General features: G+C 45.9%; 22 protein-coding genes. 13 read left to right on the forward strand and 9 right to left on the reverse strand.

The features are described 5' to 3' along the window. Positions 1-9 precede the first annotated feature (9 nt). From JJU34_RS04390 to JJU34_RS04405, 4 genes are all read right to left on the reverse strand, one after another. Complete coding sequence (locus tag JJU34_RS04390) at positions 10-876, reverse strand: DUF5777 family beta-barrel protein (RefSeq protein WP_228691110.1); 867 nt, start codon at positions 874-876, stop codon at positions 10-12. A 1-nt stretch (position 877) separates the two neighbouring features. Next, positions 878-1,435: a YceI family protein gene (locus tag JJU34_RS04395; RefSeq protein WP_228691111.1), complete on the reverse strand. Its 558-nt coding sequence runs from the start codon at positions 1,433-1,435 to the stop codon at positions 878-880. Next, positions 1,432-1,923: a Rieske (2Fe-2S) protein gene (locus JJU34_RS04400; RefSeq protein WP_228691112.1), complete on the reverse strand. Its 492-nt coding sequence runs from the start codon at positions 1,921-1,923 to the stop codon at positions 1,432-1,434. The genes JJU34_RS04395 and JJU34_RS04400 overlap by 4 nt, the downstream gene beginning before the upstream one ends. Before the next feature lie 511 nt (positions 1,924-2,434). Next, positions 2,435-2,830, reverse strand: coding sequence for a hypothetical protein (locus JJU34_RS04405; RefSeq protein WP_228691113.1), 396 nt, complete (start codon positions 2,828-2,830; stop codon positions 2,435-2,437). 129 nt (positions 2,831-2,959) lie between these two features. Between JJU34_RS04405 and JJU34_RS04410 the strand changes: the two genes are divergently transcribed. From JJU34_RS04410 to JJU34_RS04420, 3 genes are all read left to right on the forward strand, one after another. Then, positions 2,960-3,523 (forward strand): LemA family protein, encoded by a 564-nt coding sequence (locus JJU34_RS04410; protein ID WP_228691114.1) that lies wholly within the window; start codon positions 2,960-2,962, stop codon positions 3,521-3,523. A gap of 6 nt (positions 3,524-3,529) precedes the next feature. After that, positions 3,530-4,471 (forward strand): M48 family metallopeptidase, encoded by a 942-nt coding sequence (locus JJU34_RS04415; protein ID WP_228691115.1) that lies wholly within the window; start codon positions 3,530-3,532, stop codon positions 4,469-4,471. Positions 4,472-4,556: 85 nt separating this feature from the next. Continuing rightward, a complete protein-coding gene (locus JJU34_RS04420; protein WP_228691116.1) occupies positions 4,557-4,721 on the forward strand; it encodes a DUF1328 domain-containing protein in 165 nt (54 codons plus the stop codon). 82 nt (positions 4,722-4,803) lie between these two features. Here the strand turns inward: JJU34_RS04420 and JJU34_RS04425 are convergent, their stop codons facing one another. The 4 genes from JJU34_RS04425 to JJU34_RS04440 are packed head-to-tail and all read right to left on the reverse strand — an operon-like array spanning position 4,804 to position 9,081. Beyond that, on the reverse strand, positions 4,804-5,838 hold the full coding sequence (locus JJU34_RS04425) for an alpha/beta hydrolase (protein ID WP_228691247.1): 1,035 nt from the start codon (positions 5,836-5,838) through the stop codon (positions 4,804-4,806). Then, entirely contained in the window at positions 5,838-6,641 is an 804-nt protein-coding gene (proC, locus tag JJU34_RS04430) for a pyrroline-5-carboxylate reductase (RefSeq protein WP_228691117.1), read from the reverse strand. The genes JJU34_RS04425 and proC overlap by 1 nt, the downstream gene beginning before the upstream one ends. A 24-nt stretch (positions 6,642-6,665) precedes the next feature. Next, positions 6,666-8,297 carry a M1 family metallopeptidase gene (locus tag JJU34_RS04435; RefSeq protein WP_228691118.1) on the reverse strand — a complete coding sequence of 544 codons (1,632 nt, stop codon included), beginning with the start codon at positions 8,295-8,297 and terminating at the stop codon, positions 6,666-6,668. A gap of 22 nt (positions 8,298-8,319) precedes the next feature. After that, positions 8,320-9,081: a creatininase family protein gene (locus JJU34_RS04440; protein WP_228691119.1), complete on the reverse strand. Its 762-nt coding sequence runs from the start codon at positions 9,079-9,081 to the stop codon at positions 8,320-8,322. Positions 9,082-9,254: 173 nt separating this feature from the next. On the opposite strand from JJU34_RS04440, the gene JJU34_RS04445 reads away from it, so the two are divergent. From JJU34_RS04445 to nagA, 3 genes are all read left to right on the forward strand, one after another. After that, positions 9,255-10,103, forward strand: coding sequence for a TIM barrel protein (locus tag JJU34_RS04445; RefSeq protein ID WP_228691120.1), 849 nt, complete (start codon positions 9,255-9,257; stop codon positions 10,101-10,103). Beyond that, positions 10,090-10,293: a hypothetical protein gene (locus tag JJU34_RS04450; RefSeq protein ID WP_228691121.1), complete on the forward strand. Its 204-nt coding sequence runs from the start codon at positions 10,090-10,092 to the stop codon at positions 10,291-10,293. Before JJU34_RS04445 ends, JJU34_RS04450 begins: the two co-directional genes overlap by 14 nt. Positions 10,294-10,510: 217 nt before the next feature. Beyond that, positions 10,511-11,704 carry an N-acetylglucosamine-6-phosphate deacetylase gene (gene nagA, locus JJU34_RS04455; protein ID WP_228691248.1) on the forward strand — a complete coding sequence of 398 codons (1,194 nt, stop codon included), beginning with the start codon at positions 10,511-10,513 and terminating at the stop codon, positions 11,702-11,704. Between the two features lies 1 nt (position 11,705). Here the strand turns inward: nagA and JJU34_RS04460 are convergent, their stop codons facing one another. Continuing rightward, positions 11,706-12,707: a Gfo/Idh/MocA family oxidoreductase gene (locus JJU34_RS04460; RefSeq protein ID WP_228691122.1), complete on the reverse strand. Its 1,002-nt coding sequence runs from the start codon at positions 12,705-12,707 to the stop codon at positions 11,706-11,708. Between the two features lie 524 nt (positions 12,708-13,231). Between JJU34_RS04460 and JJU34_RS04465 the strand changes: the two genes are divergently transcribed. From JJU34_RS04465 to JJU34_RS04495, 7 genes are all read left to right on the forward strand, one after another. Next, positions 13,232-14,629, forward strand: a complete 1,398-nt coding sequence (locus JJU34_RS04465) for a Gfo/Idh/MocA family oxidoreductase (RefSeq protein WP_228691123.1) — start codon at positions 13,232-13,234, stop codon at positions 14,627-14,629. An 86-nt stretch (positions 14,630-14,715) separates the two neighbouring features. Continuing rightward, entirely contained in the window at positions 14,716-15,606 is an 891-nt protein-coding gene (locus tag JJU34_RS04470; protein ID WP_228691124.1) for a thioredoxin family protein, read from the forward strand. A 146-nt stretch (positions 15,607-15,752) separates the two neighbouring features. Then, positions 15,753-16,850 (forward strand): SGNH/GDSL hydrolase family protein, encoded by a 1,098-nt coding sequence (locus tag JJU34_RS04475; RefSeq protein ID WP_228691125.1) that lies wholly within the window; start codon positions 15,753-15,755, stop codon positions 16,848-16,850. 53 nt (positions 16,851-16,903) lie between these two features. Further along, positions 16,904-18,328 carry a nucleoside hydrolase-like domain-containing protein gene (locus tag JJU34_RS04480; RefSeq protein WP_228691126.1) on the forward strand — a complete coding sequence of 475 codons (1,425 nt, stop codon included), beginning with the start codon at positions 16,904-16,906 and terminating at the stop codon, positions 18,326-18,328. 301 nt (positions 18,329-18,629) lie between these two features. Next, positions 18,630-18,866 carry a hypothetical protein gene (locus JJU34_RS04485; RefSeq protein ID WP_228691127.1) on the forward strand — a complete coding sequence of 79 codons (237 nt, stop codon included), beginning with the start codon at positions 18,630-18,632 and terminating at the stop codon, positions 18,864-18,866. Positions 18,867-18,925: 59 nt separating this feature from the next. Continuing rightward, a complete protein-coding gene (locus JJU34_RS04490) occupies positions 18,926-19,957 on the forward strand; it encodes a DNA cytosine methyltransferase (RefSeq protein WP_228691128.1) in 1,032 nt (343 codons plus the stop codon). Further along, positions 19,932-20,948 (forward strand): BsuBI/PstI family type II restriction endonuclease, encoded by a 1,017-nt coding sequence (locus tag JJU34_RS04495; protein ID WP_228691129.1) that lies wholly within the window; start codon positions 19,932-19,934, stop codon positions 20,946-20,948. The genes JJU34_RS04490 and JJU34_RS04495 overlap by 26 nt, the downstream gene beginning before the upstream one ends. Positions 20,949-20,953: the final 5 nt, after the last annotated feature.

Below are 20,953 nucleotides of genomic sequence, written 5' to 3' on the forward strand. Positions count from 1 at the left end.
CGTCGGTATTCATCGGCTGTATCCGAATACCCTGTTTACATTGAAGCCCAATCGGAATTGTTCGCCGGGTACCCCATTTCCTCCCGCCAGCAGATAGGTTTCATTGAGAAAGGGTGAGGTGACCAGATAGAGTTGAAATACATGCCCACCGGCTTCTAAATCCACCCCCAAACCAAGGTTGTTTCGTAAATTATTGTTCAAGTTACCAATCCACTGGGCAGTTAACGAGGTTTTTCCCGTGAGTTTGTATTTCCCGCTGATACCTAAAGCGGTATATAGATTTTGGTCACCCTCAATGAAGAATATTGGATTTGGATCTATGAAATAGGCCGCCATGGGGCTAAGCTGCAGACTGATTTTGTTCGAAAACTTTCGAGCAACCATCCATTGGATTGCGTAGGAGGTCCGTTCGGAAAATGAAGGCTCTCCCATAATTAAAAAGCTGTAATCAGAGCTATTCATCGCAGCTCCCCCCATCACGGAGAGAGAAAGCGGCATTCGATTATCTTGGGTTTGCGTCAGCAGGTGGTATCTCCCATACAGGGTATACACTTTGTCACGGCTCTGTCGGCCCATCCCCAACGAAAACTTATCCGTTAACCCATATTCGAGGCTGAATTGGATATTTGCCCCATTGTCAATTCCGAAAAGGTCTCGGACACCGCTGTCAACCTCGCCGAACGTATGCATAATGGCAAAGTGAAGGGTCCCCTTGTCCAAAGGCTCCACGGTAAATAGGTTTATCTGCCGGGGGGCATGGAACGTTAGGTCCACTTCCTGAGAGGCACTTTCCAGCCGTCGTTCTAACTGCGAATAGACCGGCATTGTCAAAAAAAGCCCACCCAAACAAAGTAAAATAAAGATACGTGTGATCATATTATTGGGTTTTGGTAAATAGCGCATCGATGTGAACTGCTTGCTCTTCTGCGAGTTCGTAAAAGACTATCTTGGGAACTTCTATATCATGGTCTCCAAGCCGAACCTGAAAACTGGTTTTTAGGGTTAACAGGTTGTTTTTCAGTAAAACGGAGCCTGTAACCCTAAGATCCCGTTCAATGCCATGGATTTTAAATTTTCCGATAGCATTCACAGCCGTTTCCTTGCCTTCTTCCAAGGGTGGAACAGGTTCCAGTTTACCGGTAAATTCCGCAAAAGGGAATTTGTCTGTTTCCAGGTAATTTTCCCGCATGTGCCGGTCCCGCAGACCAATCCCCGTTTTCAAGGTGTTGAGGTCCAAGTAAAAATCTAGTAGATTCTGGTCAAAATCAATCAATCCCTTTAATACCGAGGACTTGCCGGAAAACTTATTCAGGGGTGCCTCCGATACAAATTCCACCTGGCCCTTCTCTGTTTTGAACACTTGGCTATTGGCATTGAAATATTGCATGCTGAGGAGAACTACCCCCATGAATCCGATCCGTTTCCAGTTACTCATGACAAGTTAACGGTTACGATGTTACCGTTTCGGGAAACCGGATAGGTTCGCAGAGGCCGGGTAGCTGGTCCATTTACCAAGGAACCGTCCGTATTGAACCTTGACCCGTGGCAAGTACAAGTAAAGCGATTATTTGAGAAAGTCCAATTTCTGTCGCATGCACTATGGGTACACACCGAGGTAAGTGCATTCAAATTATTTGAACCAGTATTGACTAGCAGTACCCGCGATTGGGGTATCAGCGTCCATCCTCCTTCTTCCGCCAATGCTGTGGCTACCTCCAAATCGATCGTGATCACGTTGTTGGCAACCGTGACACCACTATTTCCACCAGGACCATCCGCAATCGGCGGAATGTTGGGCTCCGTATCCTCGGAACAGGCCGTAAAGAAGCCAACTCCTAGTGTACTCATGATACCTACAGCTCCTGTTTTTCTTAGAAATTCCCTTCTGCTGTCTGCTAATCTGCCGGATTGTATCTGTTTCATATGTCAATTGTTTTCTCAGAGTTTAGATCCCACCTTGTGGTGGTACCAGTATTCCCCATCTACGAGGCTGGACTAGGTTTTGGATGTACTTTGAAATCGTCTCGGGTGTGTAACCTAGCAGTTTGGATTTTTGTTTGGTTGATTTAGGCAGTTGATTTAGAGTAGATTTGCATCTTTGGAGGTTGATCTTCCAGCGGATCCTTGGATTGGAATGGATGCAATTGGGGGATTAATTGGTTTCTCTGACGCAGATAGTCAGACCCCGTTTCTTCGTTCCTTTACGGTGCCGGTTTGTTGATGTACGTATTTACTTATTTGGTTTGTTGATGCCTGCTGTGGCTGACATCCGGGAGTTTACCCGGCTTGAAAAAGATTGATCATATAGAAAATTTATCTAATACATTAAAAATATAAACCTTCCTAAAAAAGTTAAGCCTACCAAATTTCAAAAAAATAAACATACCGACAGAATCAAAATCGCAAATGCAGTTCGGTTGGGTGATTCAGTCAGCTATTGGATGGGCAAACCGTTTCTTCCTGAATCACGGATTTCGACTATTTCTGTTACCACATACTTGCTGGCACCCCGCCAAGGAAGGGGGTTTAAATATTCTTTATACCGAAGCTCCACAAATTGTCCTCCCGATCGCTCAAGCAGTACAGCGACGGAATCACTAGATGCGCTAAATCGAAATTCATTACTCTGTAAGGCGCCCGGGTTGGGACTTTGAAATCCGTCCTGTACAAGTCTTCCTTCCCATGTTTTGAATAAAAATCCCTTTCTTTCAAAATAATTGAGGTTTCCGGCCTTGACGCCTTCTGCAAATACAAAATAATACCTCCACCAAATCACGATGGATAAGATCACCACCAATCCGATAATTACGGGGCCAACAAACTTTTTCATGGAATGCTTCGTATAGTTTTCCAAATATAGCTGAAATAATACAATATAAATGGGCTTCTCAATAGTGTATACGTTAGTTATTCCCTATTTTTAAGTGACCGTTTAAACTACTCTAAAAAAGCAACCCCTATGAGCACTACATGGATTGTACTTATCGTCGTCGTCGTTTTGGCACTTTTTGTCATATCCCTCTACAATAGGCTAGTAGCCTTGAAAAATAACCGCGAAAATGCCTTTGCAGATATTGATGTTCAGTTGAAGCAACGCCACGACCTGATTCCACAGCTTGTCAGCACGGTAAAAGGATACATGGAGCACGAGGCCGGTGTACTTACAAGAGTGACAGAAGCCAGGTCACGGGCGATGAATGCGAGCAGCATTGAGGGGAAGATCTCTGCGGAACAGGAGCTTGGTACGGCACTTCAAGGACTGCGTATCCAAGTGGAAGCCTATCCCGATTTAAAAGCCAACACCAATTTTATGCAACTCCAGGGAGAAATATCCGATGTGGAAAACAAATTGGCTGCTGTGCGAAGGTTTTTTAACTCTGCTACCCGGGAATTTAATGTAGCCGTTCAGAGTTTTCCTTCAAATCTCATTGCCGGGATGTTTGGTTTTCATACCGAACCCATGTTTGATTTGGGAGGGTCGGAGCGAGACCGCATGGATAAAGCCCCTGAGATTAAATTTTAAAGAGATATGTCAAAGTATGTGGGGATTCATACCCAAATCCGCCGGAATAACACCCGTTCGGTATTGCTACTTTTGGGTTTTCCTTTATTGGTTCTTGCGGCGGTTTATGCGTTTTTGTACCTCACTACCCCTCAATACGAGGCGGGACCGGCCTACGATGTCAATGAGGTTTTTATACAGACCATCCCAGGTGTATTGATCGCAGTGGCCATTTGGTTTGGCATTGCGTTTTTGTTTCACAGTAAGATGATCAATGGTGCGGCTGGGTCCAAATCCTTGGAGCGAAAGGACAATATGCGGGTGTATAACTTGGTCGAAAACCTATGCATGAGCAAGGGAATGCGCATGCCCAAGGTGAACGTGATAGAAGATCCCGCGTTAAATGCCTTTGCCAGTGGCATAAACGAAAAAACCTATACGGTTACATTAACCCGCGGAATCATTGAGAAGTTAAACGATGAGGAGCTCGAAGGTGTAATAGCCCATGAGCTGATGCATATCCGAAACAAAGACGTTAGACTGTTGATTGTTTCGGTGATTTTTGTAGGAATCTTCTCCTTCGTAGCCCAGATTTTATTCCGAAGCATGATCTATGGAGGTGGTAGACGGAGGGAAAGTAAGGACAACCGAGCGTTGCTGATTGCCATGGTGATTGCGTTTGTGGCCTTTCTGTTGAGCATGCTGTTTCGTTTTGCTATTTCCCGTAAGCGGGAATATATGGCCGACAGTGGTGCAGCGGAGATGACGAAAAACCCCAGAGCTTTGGCTTCAGCCCTGCGGAAGATTTCTGGAAATTACCGGGTGGCCACTGTGAAAAGTGATGACGTGGCTGAGATGTTTATCGAAAACCGGCCGGACAAGTCCTCGGGGATGATGAGTATGATCACAGGTCTGTTTGCCACGCATCCTCCCATAGAAAAGCGGATTAAAATACTGGAACAGTTCTAATTTGTAGGGGAATATTTTTCCACATAGCCATTCGTGGAATAGTGTTTGTAACGAGAAGGTTATAACTAACCAAACGTTTTACACTATGATAACTTGGATTATTGTTTTTCTGGTACTTTCATTGATCGCCGCTGTCTTGGGTTTCACTGGGATAGCTTCGGGATTGGCCTCGCTGGCCAAGGTTATTTTCTACCTGTTTCTGGTTTTACTGGTAATCAGCTTTATAATTGGATTGGCCAGTGGGTTTTGATAGCCCATCATACATGCGTTTTAAGAAAAAAGCCCTTTTGCCCGCAGATACCTGCGTAAGCAAAAGGGCTTTTTGATATCACTTATTCTGAGGCAGCTAATTCCTGTGAAACCCTGTATTGGGGAATTTTTACCACGTCTTCTAAAAACCGGATAGATTCTTCCAGCACTCCCTCCCAATCCCCGGACGTGATGCTGGACGCAATCACATGGTCTCCGGATTCAGGGAATGCCTTTTTCATTTTTCTAGATTCAGGAGTTGAAACAGCTTCAAACATGTCCAACATCGCAGGAACCGACACCACCTTGTCCTGATTTTCTTCGTCTTTGTAATAATAGGCCATAAAAAGCGGTTGGGATACATTTGAAAAGGTGCTTTCAGTCATGGTGCTACGAAGCATGACCGCTAGGCTGGTGTAGGCATTGATATGGTACCGATTAGCCCAATATTTTGCCTTGTCTCCTTCTCTTGGGACTTCCTGCACACCTTGCGCATTGGTCATAGTAGCTTTCATCAATTGTTTCATCCAAGGCTGAAAAAGGGGCTCCAATTGATTCCCGTACTCCACGATACAGGGGGAGTAAAGCACCAATGCATGTATTTCGGGGCGTTCGGAAGCAAGCACCAAAGAGAGTGCTCCCCCCATGCTAGTTCCAATGACTATGACCTCGTCGCCAAGTTCGGCGGCTATCGCATACGCATCCCGGACCCCTTGCACCAATTTCTCCGGGCTAAGGTATTCAAAGGCATTTTCCCGGTCTATCCCATGTTCGGGAAGGCGGGTCAAAAAAAGGTTTGCACCAAAATATTCGGCCACTTTTCGGTGGACCGGGTCACCCTCCATTTGGCTGGCGCCGAAACCGTGCACATACAGGATGCTGTACGGTGTTTTAGACTTTACTTCGGGGTTAGCCCAGAGAATGCGAGCTTCGTTGTTCGGCTTAAGACCTGCAACGGTGTCTTCTCCCTGTTTGACGTAATTTTCCAATAGGTCTAAATCACGTGGTACTTCGGGGTAAAAACCGCTTAGGTCGCGTATGTTTTCCCTAGGGCCCACCATAAAAACCACCGCTAATAAAATGGCAGCACCCAACAGCCAAATGAGAATTTTCTTCATCATCCTTTTTCAATTAAACGATATGATGCCAATACCCCTCTTACCATGGCAGCACTGAAGCCGTGGTGTTCCATTTCATTCAGCCCCTCAATGGTACAGCCCTTGGGAGTAGTCACTTTATCGATGGCGGCCTCGGGGTGCAGCCCTTTCTTTTGAATCAGCTCAGCGGCTCCAATCACTGTTTGGGTCACAATCCTATTGGCTGTCTTGGCGTCAAACCCGATTTGAATCCCTCCCTGTGTCATGGCACGCATAAAGCGCAAAACAAATGCAATTCCACTAGCACCCAAAACAGTCGCTGCCTCCATCAGGTGTTCCTCGATGGTGATGCAAATCCCAATACAAGTAAACACCTTTCTCACCATGGATTCGGCCTCCTCACTGAAGTTTGCACCACAAAGGCAGGTAACGGAAGCTTGGATGTCGGATGCTATATTGGGCATGACCCGAAAAATCGTGGTGCCCGGCTCCAGATGATCGGCCATAAATTCTAAGGTGATGCCTGTTGCCAAGGAAACAACCACCTGCTTGTCTTTCGATAATACGGGCTTTATTTCCTTCAATACCGTGGAAACATTGTAGGGTTTCACGCCTAATACCACCAAATCGGCGTCTTTCGCGGCTTCTTTATTGTCCGCCAAAACAGTGATTCCCTGAGATTGTAAATAAAAGAGGCTTTCGGGATGGCGTTTGGTGACCACTAAATTCTTTCCTGTAAATTCAGGGCTATCCAATAAGCCGTTGACAATCGATAGGCCAAGGTTTCCGCAACCGATGATGGCAATTTTAAAATCTTTTTGCATTTGATAACTAGTTATGTTTGGTGATCACCGGGTATTTTTTTCAAAGATGTACATGTTTGGATCTAATTCAAACGGTACCTGAGGATCCACTCGGTCGGTTACCTGCCATTCATTTAGGACGTGAAGCGTGTGTATGGTTTCTTCCTGCACCAAGCGTATAGGCATGTAAAACCCCTCAACCGTTTCTGTCCAGCGATAGGCAAGCTTTCCGTTTTCGGTTTTCCATTCTAACGTAGGAATATCGGCTGTACGTAAGTATTGGTCAAAGAATGGCCCAAGCGGCAGACCGCTTTCCCGAATGAGAAAGTTTTCTACCTCTTGCGTAGTGGTGGTAGAATGGTAAAATTCTCGGTTCATCAGTCGGAGCATTTGCCGCCATTTTTCATCGTCGTTTATCCAGTGACGGAGTGTGTGGAGGATATTTGCTCCCTTGAAATACATATCTCCTGACCCGCGTTGGTTGAGGTCGTAGATTCCAATGATGGGTTTGTCGTTTTGGATTACTTGCCTGGCACCTATCAGGTATTCGTTCCCGGCTTGCTTGCCATAGTGGTAGTCAACGAAAAGGCCTTCGCTGTAGGTGGTGAAGCTTTCGTGTATCCACATATCGGCGATGTCTTTGTAGGTAATATTGTTAGCAAACCATTCGTGTCCCGCCTCGTGGATGATGATATAGTCAAAGGTCATCCCCCAGCCAGTTCCGCTAAAGTCCTTTCCCAAGTACCCTTTTTGGTATTTATTACCATAAGTAACAGCACTCTGATGCTCCATGCCCAAATAGGGTACTTCGATAAGCTTAAACCCGTCTTCGTAAAACGGATAGGGGCCAAACCAATATTCAAATGCACGCATCATCTTGGGTGCATCTTTGAAATGTTCCTTGGCTTTTTCCAGGTTTTCCCGCAAGACAAAATAGTCAAGGGTTAAGGGCCCTTTTTCGCCCTGATAGATTTCTCCAAACTGGGCATAGTCGGCTATGCTGATGTTTACTCCGTAGTTATTGATGGGATTGTCCACGTACCACTGAAATGTCCGGGTATTGTCGGGATGCTCTACCACCTTTCTTAGCCGGCCATTAGAAATGTTCATGAGAGGTTGAGGTACTCTCACACTGATTTGCATACTATCAGGCTCGTCGTACATGTGGTCCTTGCAGGGCCACCACAGGCTGGCGCCATCTCCTTGGTTGGAGTTGGCGATGAATGGTTTTCCGTTGCTGTCCGTAGACCAGGTGATTCCGCCGGACCAAGGGGGATTGGTACTTACCACCGGTACGCCCCCGTAAGATACCTCCAAGGCGTTCAAATCTCCGATGCGCTGGTTTTTTTCCAATTGAACAAAATATACATTTCCTTCTCTAATGTATGTTAATTTTTTTCCGTCCTGCACAAACGCCTCAATCTCCATAGGCTCCTGCAAGTCAATTTGCATAACTTGTTTGGGGCTTAGTACCGTATAATAGATGGTGTTTTTACCAGCTATCGTCCGCGCATCCGGGTCCACCTGTATGTCCAGATCGTAGTATACCAAGTCCCACCAGGCACGTTCCGGCGTCACAGATCCACGAAGAGTGTCCTGTCTTGTAAACTCTTGAGCACTTAAGTTACCTTGACTAAGAAGTATTCCAAGTAGGGCCAGATACATGAGTTTTCGCATTTTCGTTGTGGTTAAGAGTGTTCTATTCATACCGGTTTTGGATGTCTGTGGCCGCGATTTCGACGAGTAGTTGGCCGAGTTTTTGGCTTACATCCTTTAGGAAGCGCTCTCCTTTGTCCGGTGTGGAGAACTTGGGGTTGCCAATACCGGTATCGTCGGTGACCAAGGACCATTTGCGTTCCGACCAGGCCCATCCCTCGCGTATTCCGGTGATTTTGGTTTTTTTCTCTTTCCCTTCGCCCGCCTCTTCCAGTGGCAGCACCAAATTGGGGTGCAGATGCTGAATCAGACTGGTTTCCATTTCATCCGCGTGATCGCCCATTTCGTCAAAATACTGTGTCTTATCCATGGCTTGAAACCAGTTGCAGGTGCTGAAGAACATATCCGGGTACTGTAGCCCGATCTCGCGGAGCATGGTTTTGAAGTCGTTGCCACCATGGCTGTTGAGAATAAGTAGCTTGGGGATTCCCTGTCGGTGCAGCACAGCGACGATATCCTTTAAGATGGCCAGTTGGGTACTGGGGTTCAGGTTGATGTCTAAATAGATATCTGCCTGTCCGGTATTTACGCCAAAGGGAATCGTGGGTAGAATCATCACCTTGGCACCTGCTTCCCATGCGATTTTTCCCGAAGCGGCTGCAATGGCATCTGCTTCAAAAACATCTGTCCCATAGGGGAGGTGATAGTTGTGGGCCTCCGTGGCACCCCAAGGCAACACAGCCAGTTCGATAGTTTCTTCTTTTAGTGCTTTCCAGTTGGTTTCTGCAAGTATATATGGTCTCATGTCCGGATAAATCGATTGGTTGTCTGTTTGATTCTGCTGGTGTAAAGAAAACACAATTTTTGTTTAAAAACCATCCAACTTTTAAGAGAACCCTCTATCTTGCGGAAGCTTCTGTAAAAGGTCGCAGGGCAAACCTGATAAAAATCTATAAATAATAAACCAAAATAAACACCATGTCACAAAGCAATACCCGAAGAAATTTCATGAAGAAGGGGTTGATGGGTGTCGTTGCAGGTGCGGCGATTACTTCTACCCCTTCAATAGCAGCTGCGGAGGCCTCCACCAAAAATGACCCTTTCCACCTTGGTTTTGCCGGCTATACGTTTGTTCATTTCAACTTGGAAGAAACCTTGGAGATGATTAAAAAATTGGAGGTAAACTACCTGTGTATCAAAGATTTTCATCTTCCACTAGACGCCAATGCAGAGACTATCAAAGCCTTTCATGCGCAATTGGCTGCATCCAACGTGACCGGCTATGCAGTAGGCCCGATCTATTGCCGCACCAGAGAGGAAATGGATAGGGCTTTTGACTATGCGAAGAGAGTAGGCGTGGACTTGATCGTGGGTATCCCACTGCACGAGGATCTGCCCTATTTGGACCAAAAAGTTAAGGAATACAATATCCGGTTTGCGATCCACAATCACGGTCCAGAGGATAAGCTGTATCCCAATGCTACAGTAACGGTGAACCTTATCAAGGATCTGGACAAACGTATAGGGCTTTGTTTCGATATGGGACATAATATCCGTGATGGCCACGACCCCATTGCCGATCTAAAGAAGTACAAAGACCGAATTTTCGATATTCACTTGAAGAATGTGACTGCCGCTGCAGCGGAAGGAAAAACCTGCGAATTGGGCAGGGGCGTTATTGATATTCCTGCTTTTGTAACCATGCTGCGCAAGGTGAAATACAGTGGCAAGGTAAGTTTGGAGTACGAAAAGGATATGAAAACCCCACTTCAAGGGATTTCAGAATCTGTAGGCTACTACCGCGGCGTGGTAGATGGCCTGGGCTGATCCGGCTGCTGGAATCTACGCACAGATAAATCAACACAGGCTTTCTTGGAGGAACCATCCGGGAGAGCCTTTTTTATTGCCTGCCCAGCATCTGAGCTATCGGTTTTTTGTCCGCTCCGCTATCTTGGAGACTGCAAGCAAAAACCCCACAGACACAGCCTGCGGGGTTTCACGTAAGTTAGTAGGTTAATTCCAACAATAAAGGAAGACAACGTAATTGTTGGAACACAAATTTATGGTTTTACCAATTAAAAGAAATCTTTTTTTAAGTTAAATTTTGTGAATGTTTTCCATTGAACGTTCAGGGAGCTCTACAGCATGGAGTTACCTACTGACAAATGCCAACCGAAATCGATAAAATGTATACTTTTGTCAGTAATACAATCGCAAGCTTCAACGAACAGGTAATGAGCAAGGATTTTCAGATTATTAACGGTAAGATTATCACCCCCTTTGAAATTTTGCCGAAGGCTAGTTTGTGGGTAAAGGATGGTAAGATAGCCCAAATTGACCGGAACAATGAGTTAAGACCAGATATTCCTCAGTTGGATGCAATGGGTGAATTTGTCTCTCCAGGGTTTATCGATATCCACGTTCACGGTGGAGGCGGGTGTGACTTCATGGATGGAGAGGTGTCAGGTTTCCTTCAAATTGCCGAGTTGCATGCTAGATACGGCACCACCGCTATGGTTCCGACTACGCTTACCAGTGAATCTGCCCATTTGTTTCATACCTTAGAAGTTTACGAGCAAGCGTTGGCGCAAAATCAACGAGGAGCAGCCTTTCTAGGGCTCCATCTGGAGGGACCGTACTTTGCGATGAATCAGCGGGGAGCGCAGGATCCTCGTTATATTCGGGACCCGGATCCCAAGGAATACGAGCCCATACTGGAAAAGGCACACTTGATCAACCGCTGGAGTGCTGCCCCCGAAAGAAAGGGTGCCTTGGCCTTTGGTCGCAGGCTGCGGGAATGCGGCATACTGGCAGCCATTGCTCATACCGATGCGGTGTACGAAGAAGTGGTTGCAGCCGTGGAAAGTGGCTACTCCCTGTCTACCCACTTGTATTCGGGGATGTCGGGAGTGACCCGAAGAAATGCCTTTCGTTTTGCGGGAGTGATTGAAAGCTCCCTGCTGCTGGATGAACTAGATGTGGAAGTAATAGGGGATGGGGTACATTTGCCTGCGCCTTTTCTAAAGCTTATTTACAAAGTAAAAGGCCCGGATAAGATTGCGCTGATCACCGATGCCATGCGTGCGGCGGGGACCTCTTCCACAGAAAGTGTGTTGGGACACCAAGAGAATGGCTTGTCGGTTATCGTTGAAGATGGGGTGGCCAAGTTGCCCGATCGCAGTTCGTTTGCAGGAAGTGTGGCTACTTGTGATCGGCTGGTACGAACGATGATGCAGGAGGGAAACGTTCCCCTTATTCAGGTTATCCGTATGATGAGTACGACGCCTGCCAGGATTTCGGGGGTTCAGGACCGCAAAGGGTCTCTTGCGGAGGGTAAGGATGCGGACATCGTCGTTTTTGACGACGACATCCGCGTGAAACATACCTTTGTAGAAGGCCGCCACGTGTATGCAGCGACAGAAGGATAGCTTATCCCAAGTTAATCCAGCGCTCTTCTTTGGCGGCTTGAAAGATTGCCTCGAGAATCCGCGTGTTCTGATAAGTAGACTCTAAACTTACCGGGACCTCGGTGTCTTGAAGAATGGCCCGCGAAAACTCCTCCGCCTGCTCGGTGTACTGGTCACTGACCGGCAGTTTGACCACTTCCACGTGGTGTCCGACGATATCCCCGTGGTGGATATGCAGTTCGTTGGGCTGATCAATGGGAGCATTGAAGGGTATACGCACTTCCAGCGCTTTTTTCTCCCCATAAAACATCATCCGTTGATAGGGTACTAGCTGGGTACTAATGGAAAAGGTCATTTGCACAGAAGGATACTGCAGGATGACAGAACCGACCCGATCAGTCCCAAATTCGGGATCAAAATCGAGCAATGCGGCCAATCGTTGGGGTTCTTCGCCCAACGCAAATCGGGAGGTGAACACCGGGTAACAGCCAATGTCCCATACACCCCCTCCGCCATTTTCAGGGATGTTTCGAATATTGTCTTTCTGTCGGTTGTAGTAGCTAAAAAAGCCTTGAACGGCCCGCAGTGTCCCCAGTTCTCCGCTAGCGATGATTTCCCTCGCTTTTTTCCATTGGGGATTGGAGGCCACCATGAATGCTTCTCCTACCTTAACGCCCGCTTTATCCCTTGCGCGGATCAGTAATTGCACATCTTCCGCCTCCAAGGCCAGGGGTTTTTCACAGAGAACGTGTTTGCCCGCTTCGATGCACTTTAGCGTATAAGATATGTGTAGGTCATTTGGCAGGGGATTGTAAATTGCGTCAATTTCTGGATCGTTTATCAATTCCTCGTACGAACCGTAGTGTTTGGGAATCCCTAGGCTATCCGCGGCGGCCTTGGCCTTTTCCAGGCTTCTAGAGGCGATGCCGATCACCTCATATTCTTTCTTTCCCTGCATGGCAGGTATCACTTTTTCGCGTGCGATCTTTGCGGCGCCCAGTACTCCCCATCTAATTTTTTGCATGTGTATTTATTGGTTTTTTAGGGTGAAATTTTAAATAAGCCCAATCGTTTGAAAGGCTTGATAATAAACGGATTATCTTCTCTTTGGGGCTGTTTGGTCGGATTCAGCAGGGCCATGGTGCTAAAATTATCGGGATTATACCCCCAATTGGCTGAATTTTCTACTGACAATCCCAGCCAACAATATAAGGAAATCAGGTTGGAATACGGAATGCGCTCAGGCAAATTATTAAAAACGATTATAAATAAGGGTGGGCGTAGCGGGGAATCGATCACGCATGAAAGTAGAATAAAAATCTGAATTAATCGAAAAATATTTCTTTATGATGGGTTTTTATGAAATAAAGGAATCTATAGGAAATTAAATTTTTATTTGATTTCACAACAACGGTTCGGGAGGTTCTGATAGGAAATATTTTTTTGTTGACAAAAACCGAAATTCTGCCTATCATGCAATCGTTTGCGCAGATTTCCTGCGCATCGATCAATCGTCAAGTAACAAGCAATTAATAAATATAACCAACCATGGAAAGTAAGTTATCTAGGAGATCATTTCTCCATTCTGTGAGCATGCTGGCAGCAGGTACGGCGTTGGCTGCACCGTTGACAGGTTTTGGCATGAACAGAAAAATGCGCGTGGTGCTTGTGGGCACCGGTGTTCGCGGTATTTCGTTTTGGGGTAAGCGACTGGTGGAGCAGTACGGAGATTTGTTGGAGTTTGTAGGTCTTAGTGACATAAATCCGGGGCGTTTGGCCTTTAGCAAGCAGTATATGGGAGTCAGCTGCCCTACTTTTGTTAATTTTGACGAAATGCTTACCAAAACCAAGCCTGACTTGGTGATCGTCACCACCAAAGACTCTACTCACCACGAGTTTATCATCAAGGGATTGGAGTTTGGCTGTGATGTGCTTACAGAAAAGCCGTTGACAACCGACGAAAACAAGTGTCAGCAAATCCTGGACGCGGAGCGAAAGTCCAACAAGAACCTGATAGTAGGATTCAACTACCGTTGGAGCCCGTATATCACCAAGATAAAAGAGTTGCTTCAAAATAAGGAAGTGGGAGAAATCACCTCCGTGGATTTCCACTGGTACTTGAATATTCACCACGGGGCTTCTTATTTCAGAAGATGGCATGGTGTGACCGAAAACGGTGGATCGCTTTGGGTACACAAAGCTACCCATCACTTTGACCTGCTGAACTGGTGGCTGGATTCCGATCCGGAGGAAGTGTTTGCCTATGGCGCCCTAGAGCATTACGGTAGCAACGGACCCTTCAGAGGAAAGAGTTGCAGGTCCTGTGCGCATAAGTCGAATTGCCAGTACTACTGGGACGTGACAAAGAGTCGCCACGACATGAATCTGTACGTAAATAACGAACACCATGACGGCTATACCCGGGATGGCTGCGTGTACCGTCATGAAATCGATATACACGATAAGATGTCAGCTCAGATTAAATACGCCAATAAAGCGGTAGTGAACTATTCATTAACTACGTACAGCCCCTACGAGGGTTGGAAGGTTTCTTTCAACGGGCAAAACGGGCGCATTGATGCTTGGTTGGATATTCCCTTTATGAGCAAAGACAACCTGGATCAGGAAGCCCTGCACGCTGCGGAGATGAACCAAAACCTGGACGATATGAATCAAGAGCCTCTGGTGGTGCATAAGAATTTTGAAAAGCCTCAGTTCGTCAATGTGGTGAGTGAGCGGGGTGGCCACGGCGGTGGTGATCGTCGACTTCACGATAAAATTTTCAAAAATCCGGATGCAGAGGATCCCTACAAGCATTCTGCCGGTATCAGGGATGGTGTGATGTCGGTGCTGATCGGAGTGGCCGCGCGCAGAAGCATAGAGCGCAATGCACCGGTAAAAATCGCCAGTCTAACCGATCTTAAGCCGACGGCTGACAGGTCCTAACTTGGAATTGAAAAGTTTGAGGTTTTTTATGGAATCCCCCTCCGATTGATGCGAGGGGGATTTTTTTGAGGCACAATACTGGGTGAATGATGATAAAAAGGGTTCTACAAATTGGAATTGTATTTTTAATGATGGCCTTCACCTTAAGGGGCCAGGGTATAGATTTTAAGGCAATCTCGCTCAAAGAAGCGCTGGAGCAAGCAAAAAAAGATGAAAAGCATGTCTTTGTTTTGTTCGGAACTACCCACTGCGGGTATTCTATGATGACCTATCAAAGACTGGGGACAAACCGGGAGATCGGCGAATTTATGAATGCTCGGTTCATCAATGTGGCATACGGTCATAAGGATGGACTAAATGCACAATCGATTGGTGAACTTATGCATTTAGGTATTGACAGCACCCATGTTGTACTGGAAAATAACGAAGAATCGGTCTTGTCGAATTATTTTGTGTCTCCCAATTTTTTCTTTTTAAACCCGCAGGGTGAAATTACCTATTTTTTTAATGGTAGTAGAAATATGGAGAAAAGACTAACGCGGGCTGCGAAAAAGGGACTACGGCAAAAGACACAGGTTCCCTTATTTTTTAGCACGTATTTTAATAACAGGATGTATCCCAAGACCAAACGCTCCTTAGAAATGCTGTCGGCCACGGTGTTGGCTTATCATCAATTAGAGCTGCCTGGTTATCTTGATTTTTCTGACCCAAAATCTGTAGGGTGGGCGGACTTTCACCTTCCGGCTGAAAATGAAAACAAAGCCTTGCAATACCTGGAAAAATCATTGAAAATGGGAGACTATTATTTTAATCAATTTTTAGCGGCTGTAGTTTACGACAAGGTTGGCGATTCCGAAAGGGCACAAATGCATGCCAAAAACGCCTTGGAAAATTACCCCAAAAATTGGCAGACAAAACAAACCGCTTTGATCGAAACGTTGCTGAAAAGCAAATTTTTTGAGAGCCAGTCAGATTGAATCGGAGGTTGTAACGATGCATACAGGTATCCAACGGGTAGCGAGGATTCAATTCCCGTATGGTATGAAGGTCTGTTCTTGCTAGGTTTGATTTTCTCCTAGAAATCACCGAACTTGTTCCATCTATCTTATTTTCCACGATCTACATGAATATAAAGCGAGGTTTTGCCTTTTTGACGTTTGCTGTATTTTTATCCGGTTTTTCTTATGCACAACAACCGTTCACTTGGGTGGATCCGGCCGAGATGCCTGGCTTAGTTCATGCCCAAGGATTTAGCGGGATAGGGTATAACCGCTTCCCAGCCGATGCGGAGGGAAAGATCAGAGACGCCGTGTGGAATCTTTCCCGCCATTCGGCCGGGCTGGAGATACAGTTTATGACCGACGCTTCGGAAATACAGGCCCGTTTGATCCCAACGTCCAGCCGGCTTGAAATGCCCCACATGTCGGCCACCGGGGTAAGCGGATTGGATTTGTACGTTTTGGCCGAAGATGGCGACTGGCAATGGGTCCGGGGGAGTTATTCCTTTAAGGATACCGTTTCATACACCTTCAGAATCAATCCAGGTCCTTCAGCTGCCCGGAAATATCGTCTGTATCTACCACTTTATAACGGAGTGGATCAATTGCAGGTCGGAGTAGCATCCTCTTCGAAACTGGATTTACTCCCCAGAAGGGAAGCTAGCTTGCCCATCGTGGTATATGGGACGTCCATTGCTCAGGGGGCTTGTGCTTCCCGTCCAGGTATGGCGTGGCCGGCTATTATGGGCAGACTGCTGGGCCGGGAAGTTATCAACCTGGGGTTTTCCGGTAACGGACGCTTGGAGACTGAGGTCTTGGACTATATACAGCAGATTCCAGCCGCTGTCTATATCTTGGATTGCCTTCCCAATTTGGTTCCTACCAATTGGACTGAGGAGGATGTGAAATCCCGCTTAAAGACTGCCGTGTTAAACCTGAAAGAGGCACATCCAGATGCGCCAGTTGTATTGGTGGAACACGCGGGGTATTCCGATTCCTTTACAGATCGGGAGCGGGAGTTGGCGGTTAAGCAGGTAAACCGTTGGTCCCAGGATATTTATACCCAACTGCTGGGAGAAGGGGTGGAGGAAATCTATTATCTGTCAAAGGAAGATATTGGTCTCTCCATGGATGCAACTGTGGACGGTACCCATCCCACCGATTGGGGCATGCAGCAGTATGCCGATGCCTATGCGCAGCTTTTGGAAGATATACTCGATTAGGTCAAGCAATAGCTGCTTGGCAGACTACAGATACAGTTCCAAACGATTTAACTATGACGACGATTCACCGATTTGTTTTCTTGATTTGCCTGTTGTTTTTGGTCGGCGGGGTTAATGGCCAGACTCGGCTAGCATTTGAAGAGCCCATAAAGCAGCGGGTGTTTGTACTGACGGACATCACCAATGAGCCCGATGACCAGCAATCTTTGGTGCGCCTGTTGGTTTATGCCAACGAAATGGACATAGAGGGCATCGTAGCCACCACCAGCACCCACCTCCGCAATCAAACCCGTCAGGATAAGATCGAACAATTGATTCGGGACTACGGGAAGGTCAAGAAAAACCTGGATATCCATGCGAAAGGATATCCCAATGAAGCCGAACTGCTCGGTGTGGTACGGTCACATTTGCCGCTATACAGCATGGATGGGGTAGGAGAAGGCAAAGACTCCCCCGGCTCCGACTTGCTGATCGCCGCAGTAGATAGCTCAGATCCCAGACCGCTTTGGGTATCGGTCTGGGGTGGGGCCAACTGCCTGGCTCAGGCCCTTTGGAAAGTGCGTCAAACTCGTTCAGAGGAAGAGGTGAAGCGTTTCGTGGAGAAAATACGTGTTTACGCGATTTCCGATCAGGATTTTGCAGGACCCTGGATCCGACAGGAATTCCCCGAGATTTTTTATATCGTGGATGCCAGCGCGGGGGACAATTGGCGGGAGTATTACAAGGCCACCTGGACAGGGATATCGGGTGATCGCTGGTATAAAAATGGGCCAGGGTACTATTTTGAGTTGGTGGACAATCCTTGGTTGCGGGAACATGTGATGGAAGGACACGGCCCACTGGGGGAAAATTACCTACCCTCGGACTACATCATGGAGGGAGATACCCCTTCCTTTTTAGGGTTGATCCAAAACGGACTGGCTTGGTATAAAAGCCCCGCCTACGGGGGATGGGGAGGAAGATACGAGCGGTATAGGTCTTTTGGAGAGGCAGGTAGTATTTGGACTTCATCGGTGCATACTCAGGACGAAGTGCGCCTGACCGACGGACGCATCGAGGCATCGAATCAGACCACTATCTGGCGCTACCGAAAAGCATATCAGCACGACTTTGCCGCCCGCATGGATTGGAACATAGCCGATGTTTTTACAGGTGCCAACCATAATCCCGTGGTGGTGCTCAATGGAAACGAGGGCAAAGCCTTGGCAACGGCCAAAGTACCGGTTGGGGCCGAGGTGGTTTTGAGTGCAAAGGGAAGTCATGATCCAGACGGAGATGCGTTGAGATACCATTGGTGGGTTTACCGGGAGGCCGGTGGTGCTGGCGGGGACCTTCAGCTTCCGGCTCCCCACGCGGATGAAATACGGTTTTCGATGCCGGATCTTAAAGGCAGGGAGCTACACATTATCTTGGAAGTGGAAGATACCGGTTTACCATCCTTGACGTCATATAGAAGGATTGTGCTGTCCAATCCGTGATAGCTTGAACGGGAATTGACAAGATACACGATGCGTAAAGACAAAAAAGCAGGTGACTGAAATTTTATTTCAGTGAGATGGCGTTATCTTTAATGACAGGTTCAAGTTTACCTAAAAAAACCAAGAGCACATCAAGTCGGGCAGGTGCGGCATTTGGTATAACGGGTCCGAATCAGCCGTGGTCCCAGCAGGGCCTATTGGATGAGCTTGGTGAATTGCTGTCTGAGTGGATGCAGCTAGTACGTCTCTTTTCAGGGGTATATCATGTGAAATGCTTCGTTATTCCTTAACTTTAAGAAAAATGGGAAAAGAAAGACTGGTTTTAGGTGTTCTGCTAACGTGTGCGAGAGGCGCTTTCGGAATTTTTCTGTATTCGTTAGTTGGTGGAGAGGCCACCGGTGAATGGACGCTCACTTCAACTAGCTCGATGTTACTTGGTGTCAGTTTATCGTTCATTGCGTTTTCTCAATTGAAAAATATGAAGGCAAAGCAGCAACGGCGTAAGTTAGATGAACCGCTCGGTCGGGAGCGCCGTTAATCAAGTTGCCTTCAATGCTATGCAACCGTAACCACAGCAAAAAACCGTACCTTTGAACCATGGAATATTGGGAAGAAATAAACAATAAGTTAAAACCTTGGGTTGACACCAATTTGAATAAAACAGTGGTTGACCTTTTTGCGGGTTGTGGTGGACTTTCTCTTGGTTTTGAGGCAAATGGATTTAAAACTGTAGGCTATGAAATGGACGAACAGGCAACCAATACGTACAATAAAAACCTAATTGGTGAGTGCTTCAACGAAAAGTTGACAATTGATACAAAATACCCTAAAGCTGACATTGTTATAGGCGGTCCTCCTTGTCAACCTTTTAGTGTAGGTGGAAAACAACTCGGCTTGAAAGATTCAAGAGACGGATTTCCAATTTTTTTGTCAGCAATAAGACAACTTGACCCAGAAGTGTTGCTTTTTGAAAATGTTAGGGGAATGCTTTACAAAAACAAATGGTATCTAAGAGAAGTGATTGAAGAACTTGAGAGTTTAGGATATCATATAAACTATGCACTTTTAAATGCTGTTAACTTTGAAGTACCACAAAATAGAGAACGGGTCATTGTTATAGGCTCAAAGCAAAAAATAAATCTTCCGGGAAAGGTAAACCGAAAAGTGACAGCAGGTCAAGCGTTAGGAGAACTCGCCTTTCAATTTGATGAAGATTCTAAGTTTTTTACGGAGTCAATGGACAGGTATGTTGCAAATTATGAAAAAGCATCAAAATGTATTAATCCAAGAGATTTATATTTAGACAGACCAGCAAGAACGTTGACTTGTAGGAATTTAGCAGGTGCAACTGGAGATATGCACCGAGTGAGATTAAAAGATGGTCGCAGGCGAAGAATCACGGTTCGGGAAGCTGCAAGACTACAGAGTTTTCCTGATTGGTTCGAGTTTTCAGGTACAGAAACTCATCAATATAATCAAATTGGTAATGCTGTTGCCCCAAATTTTGCATATCATTTGGCTTTAAACATCAAAAATCATTTGATTGGAGAAGCCGAAAACAATTATATCATCACAGAACACGAGCAACTTAAATTATTTGAGAATGAAGCAGTATATCAGTCCCGATAAATCAAAAACCTTTCGTGAAAAAACACCACAGGTTCAGGAACTGATAAATACCACGCTTTACATCCTTGACACTTTTGGGATTCCTTTAAACGCCACTGCAAGAAGATTAGAAAGAATGGCAATTGCGTTTTTAGCAAGTGGCGATATTAAGAAAATTGCTGACTTCAAAAAGACAAAAGATTTAAACAGCGGATACTCCCTTAAAACAAGAGACATCATCGTTTATGTTAACAATCATTTTGCGGAAAATATAAGTTCAGGTTCTTATGATGACATTCGTAGAAAAGACCTAAAACTACTCACAGTTGCAGAAATAGTCTTGCAATCAAGCCCAAATTCAGCGACCAACGACTCAACACGTGGCTACTCGATAAATCCAACTTATGCTGAACTTCTAAGGAATTTTGGTTCAAAGGATTGGGAGAAAATGGTCTTTGAAAAATTGAAGAATATTGAGCCGTTAAGCAAAAAACTGAAAAGGGAAAGAGAAATCGCGAGAGTTAATGTTACACTTCCATCAGGTGGTGTATTGACTTTTTCGGTAGGAGAACACAACGACTTACAAAAAGCAGTTATAGAAGATTTTTTGCCAAGATATGGACACGGTGCAGAAGTTCTTTACGTTGGAGATACTTCTGACAAATATCTTTATCTAGAAACGGAAAAACTTCAAGAACTGAATTTCTTTGAGATTTCACATGAAGAATTACCAGATGTAATTGCTTATTCAAAGAAAAAGAATTGGCTCTATTTGATAGAAGCCGTTCACTCTTCGGGTCCGATAAGTGAGCTTAGATTAATTCAACTTCAAAAACTTACTAAGGACTGCAATGCTGATATTGTTTTTGTAACAGCCTTTTTGAACAGGCCAAAGTTCAGGCAATTTATGACCGAGATAGCTTGGGAGACAGAAGTATGGATAGCAGATAATCCTGACCATTTAGTGCATTTCAATGGAGACAAATTTCTTGGCCCATACAAAGAACAATAAAAAAG

Source organism: Lunatimonas sp. (assembly GCF_020832325.1).
GTDB lineage: Bacteria > Bacteroidota > Bacteroidia > Cytophagales > Cyclobacteriaceae > Lunatimonas.

What these genes read in the sequence shown, in the direction of transcription:
- JJU34_RS04410 (WP_228691114.1), top strand. Translation starts at nt 2,960, where the DNA reads ATGAGCACTACATGGATTGTACTTATCGTCGTCGTCGTTTTGGCACTT.
- JJU34_RS04470 (WP_228691124.1), top strand. Translation starts at nt 14,716, where the DNA reads ATGATGATAAAAAGGGTTCTACAAATTGGAATTGTATTTTTAATGATG.
- JJU34_RS04415 (WP_228691115.1), top strand. Translation starts at nt 3,530, where the DNA reads ATGTCAAAGTATGTGGGGATTCATACCCAAATCCGCCGGAATAACACC.
- JJU34_RS04420 (WP_228691116.1), top strand. Translation starts at nt 4,557, where the DNA reads ATGATAACTTGGATTATTGTTTTTCTGGTACTTTCATTGATCGCCGCT.
- JJU34_RS04435 (WP_228691118.1), bottom strand. Translation starts at nt 8,297, where the DNA reads ATGCGAAAACTCATGTATCTGGCCCTACTTGGAATACTTCTTAGTCAA.
- JJU34_RS04490 (WP_228691128.1), top strand. Translation starts at nt 18,926, where the DNA reads ATGGAATATTGGGAAGAAATAAACAATAAGTTAAAACCTTGGGTTGAC.
- JJU34_RS04395 (WP_228691111.1), bottom strand. Translation starts at nt 1,435, where the DNA reads ATGAGTAACTGGAAACGGATCGGATTCATGGGGGTAGTTCTCCTCAGC.
- JJU34_RS04425 (WP_228691247.1), bottom strand. Translation starts at nt 5,838, where the DNA reads ATGAAGAAAATTCTCATTTGGCTGTTGGGTGCTGCCATTTTATTAGCG.
- JJU34_RS04405 (WP_228691113.1), bottom strand. Translation starts at nt 2,830, where the DNA reads ATGAAAAAGTTTGTTGGCCCCGTAATTATCGGATTGGTGGTGATCTTA.
- JJU34_RS04440 (WP_228691119.1), bottom strand. Translation starts at nt 9,081, where the DNA reads ATGAGACCATATATACTTGCAGAAACCAACTGGAAAGCACTAAAAGAA.
- proC (WP_228691117.1), bottom strand. Translation starts at nt 6,641, where the DNA reads ATGCAAAAAGATTTTAAAATTGCCATCATCGGTTGCGGAAACCTTGGC.
- JJU34_RS04390 (WP_228691110.1), bottom strand. Translation starts at nt 876, where the DNA reads ATGATCACACGTATCTTTATTTTACTTTGTTTGGGTGGGCTTTTTTTG.
- JJU34_RS04485 (WP_228691127.1), top strand. Translation starts at nt 18,630, where the DNA reads ATGGGAAAAGAAAGACTGGTTTTAGGTGTTCTGCTAACGTGTGCGAGA.
- nagA (WP_228691248.1), top strand. Translation starts at nt 10,511, where the DNA reads ATGAGCAAGGATTTTCAGATTATTAACGGTAAGATTATCACCCCCTTT.
- JJU34_RS04445 (WP_228691120.1), top strand. Translation starts at nt 9,255, where the DNA reads ATGTCACAAAGCAATACCCGAAGAAATTTCATGAAGAAGGGGTTGATG.
- JJU34_RS04460 (WP_228691122.1), bottom strand. Translation starts at nt 12,707, where the DNA reads ATGCAAAAAATTAGATGGGGAGTACTGGGCGCCGCAAAGATCGCACGC.
- JJU34_RS04465 (WP_228691123.1), top strand. Translation starts at nt 13,232, where the DNA reads ATGGAAAGTAAGTTATCTAGGAGATCATTTCTCCATTCTGTGAGCATG.
- JJU34_RS04450 (WP_228691121.1), top strand. Translation starts at nt 10,090, where the DNA reads ATGGCCTGGGCTGATCCGGCTGCTGGAATCTACGCACAGATAAATCAA.
- JJU34_RS04495 (WP_228691129.1), top strand. Translation starts at nt 19,932, where the DNA reads ATGAAGCAGTATATCAGTCCCGATAAATCAAAAACCTTTCGTGAAAAA.
- JJU34_RS04480 (WP_228691126.1), top strand. Translation starts at nt 16,904, where the DNA reads ATGACGACGATTCACCGATTTGTTTTCTTGATTTGCCTGTTGTTTTTG.
- JJU34_RS04475 (WP_228691125.1), top strand. Translation starts at nt 15,753, where the DNA reads ATGAATATAAAGCGAGGTTTTGCCTTTTTGACGTTTGCTGTATTTTTA.
- JJU34_RS04400 (WP_228691112.1), bottom strand. Translation starts at nt 1,923, where the DNA reads ATGAAACAGATACAATCCGGCAGATTAGCAGACAGCAGAAGGGAATTT.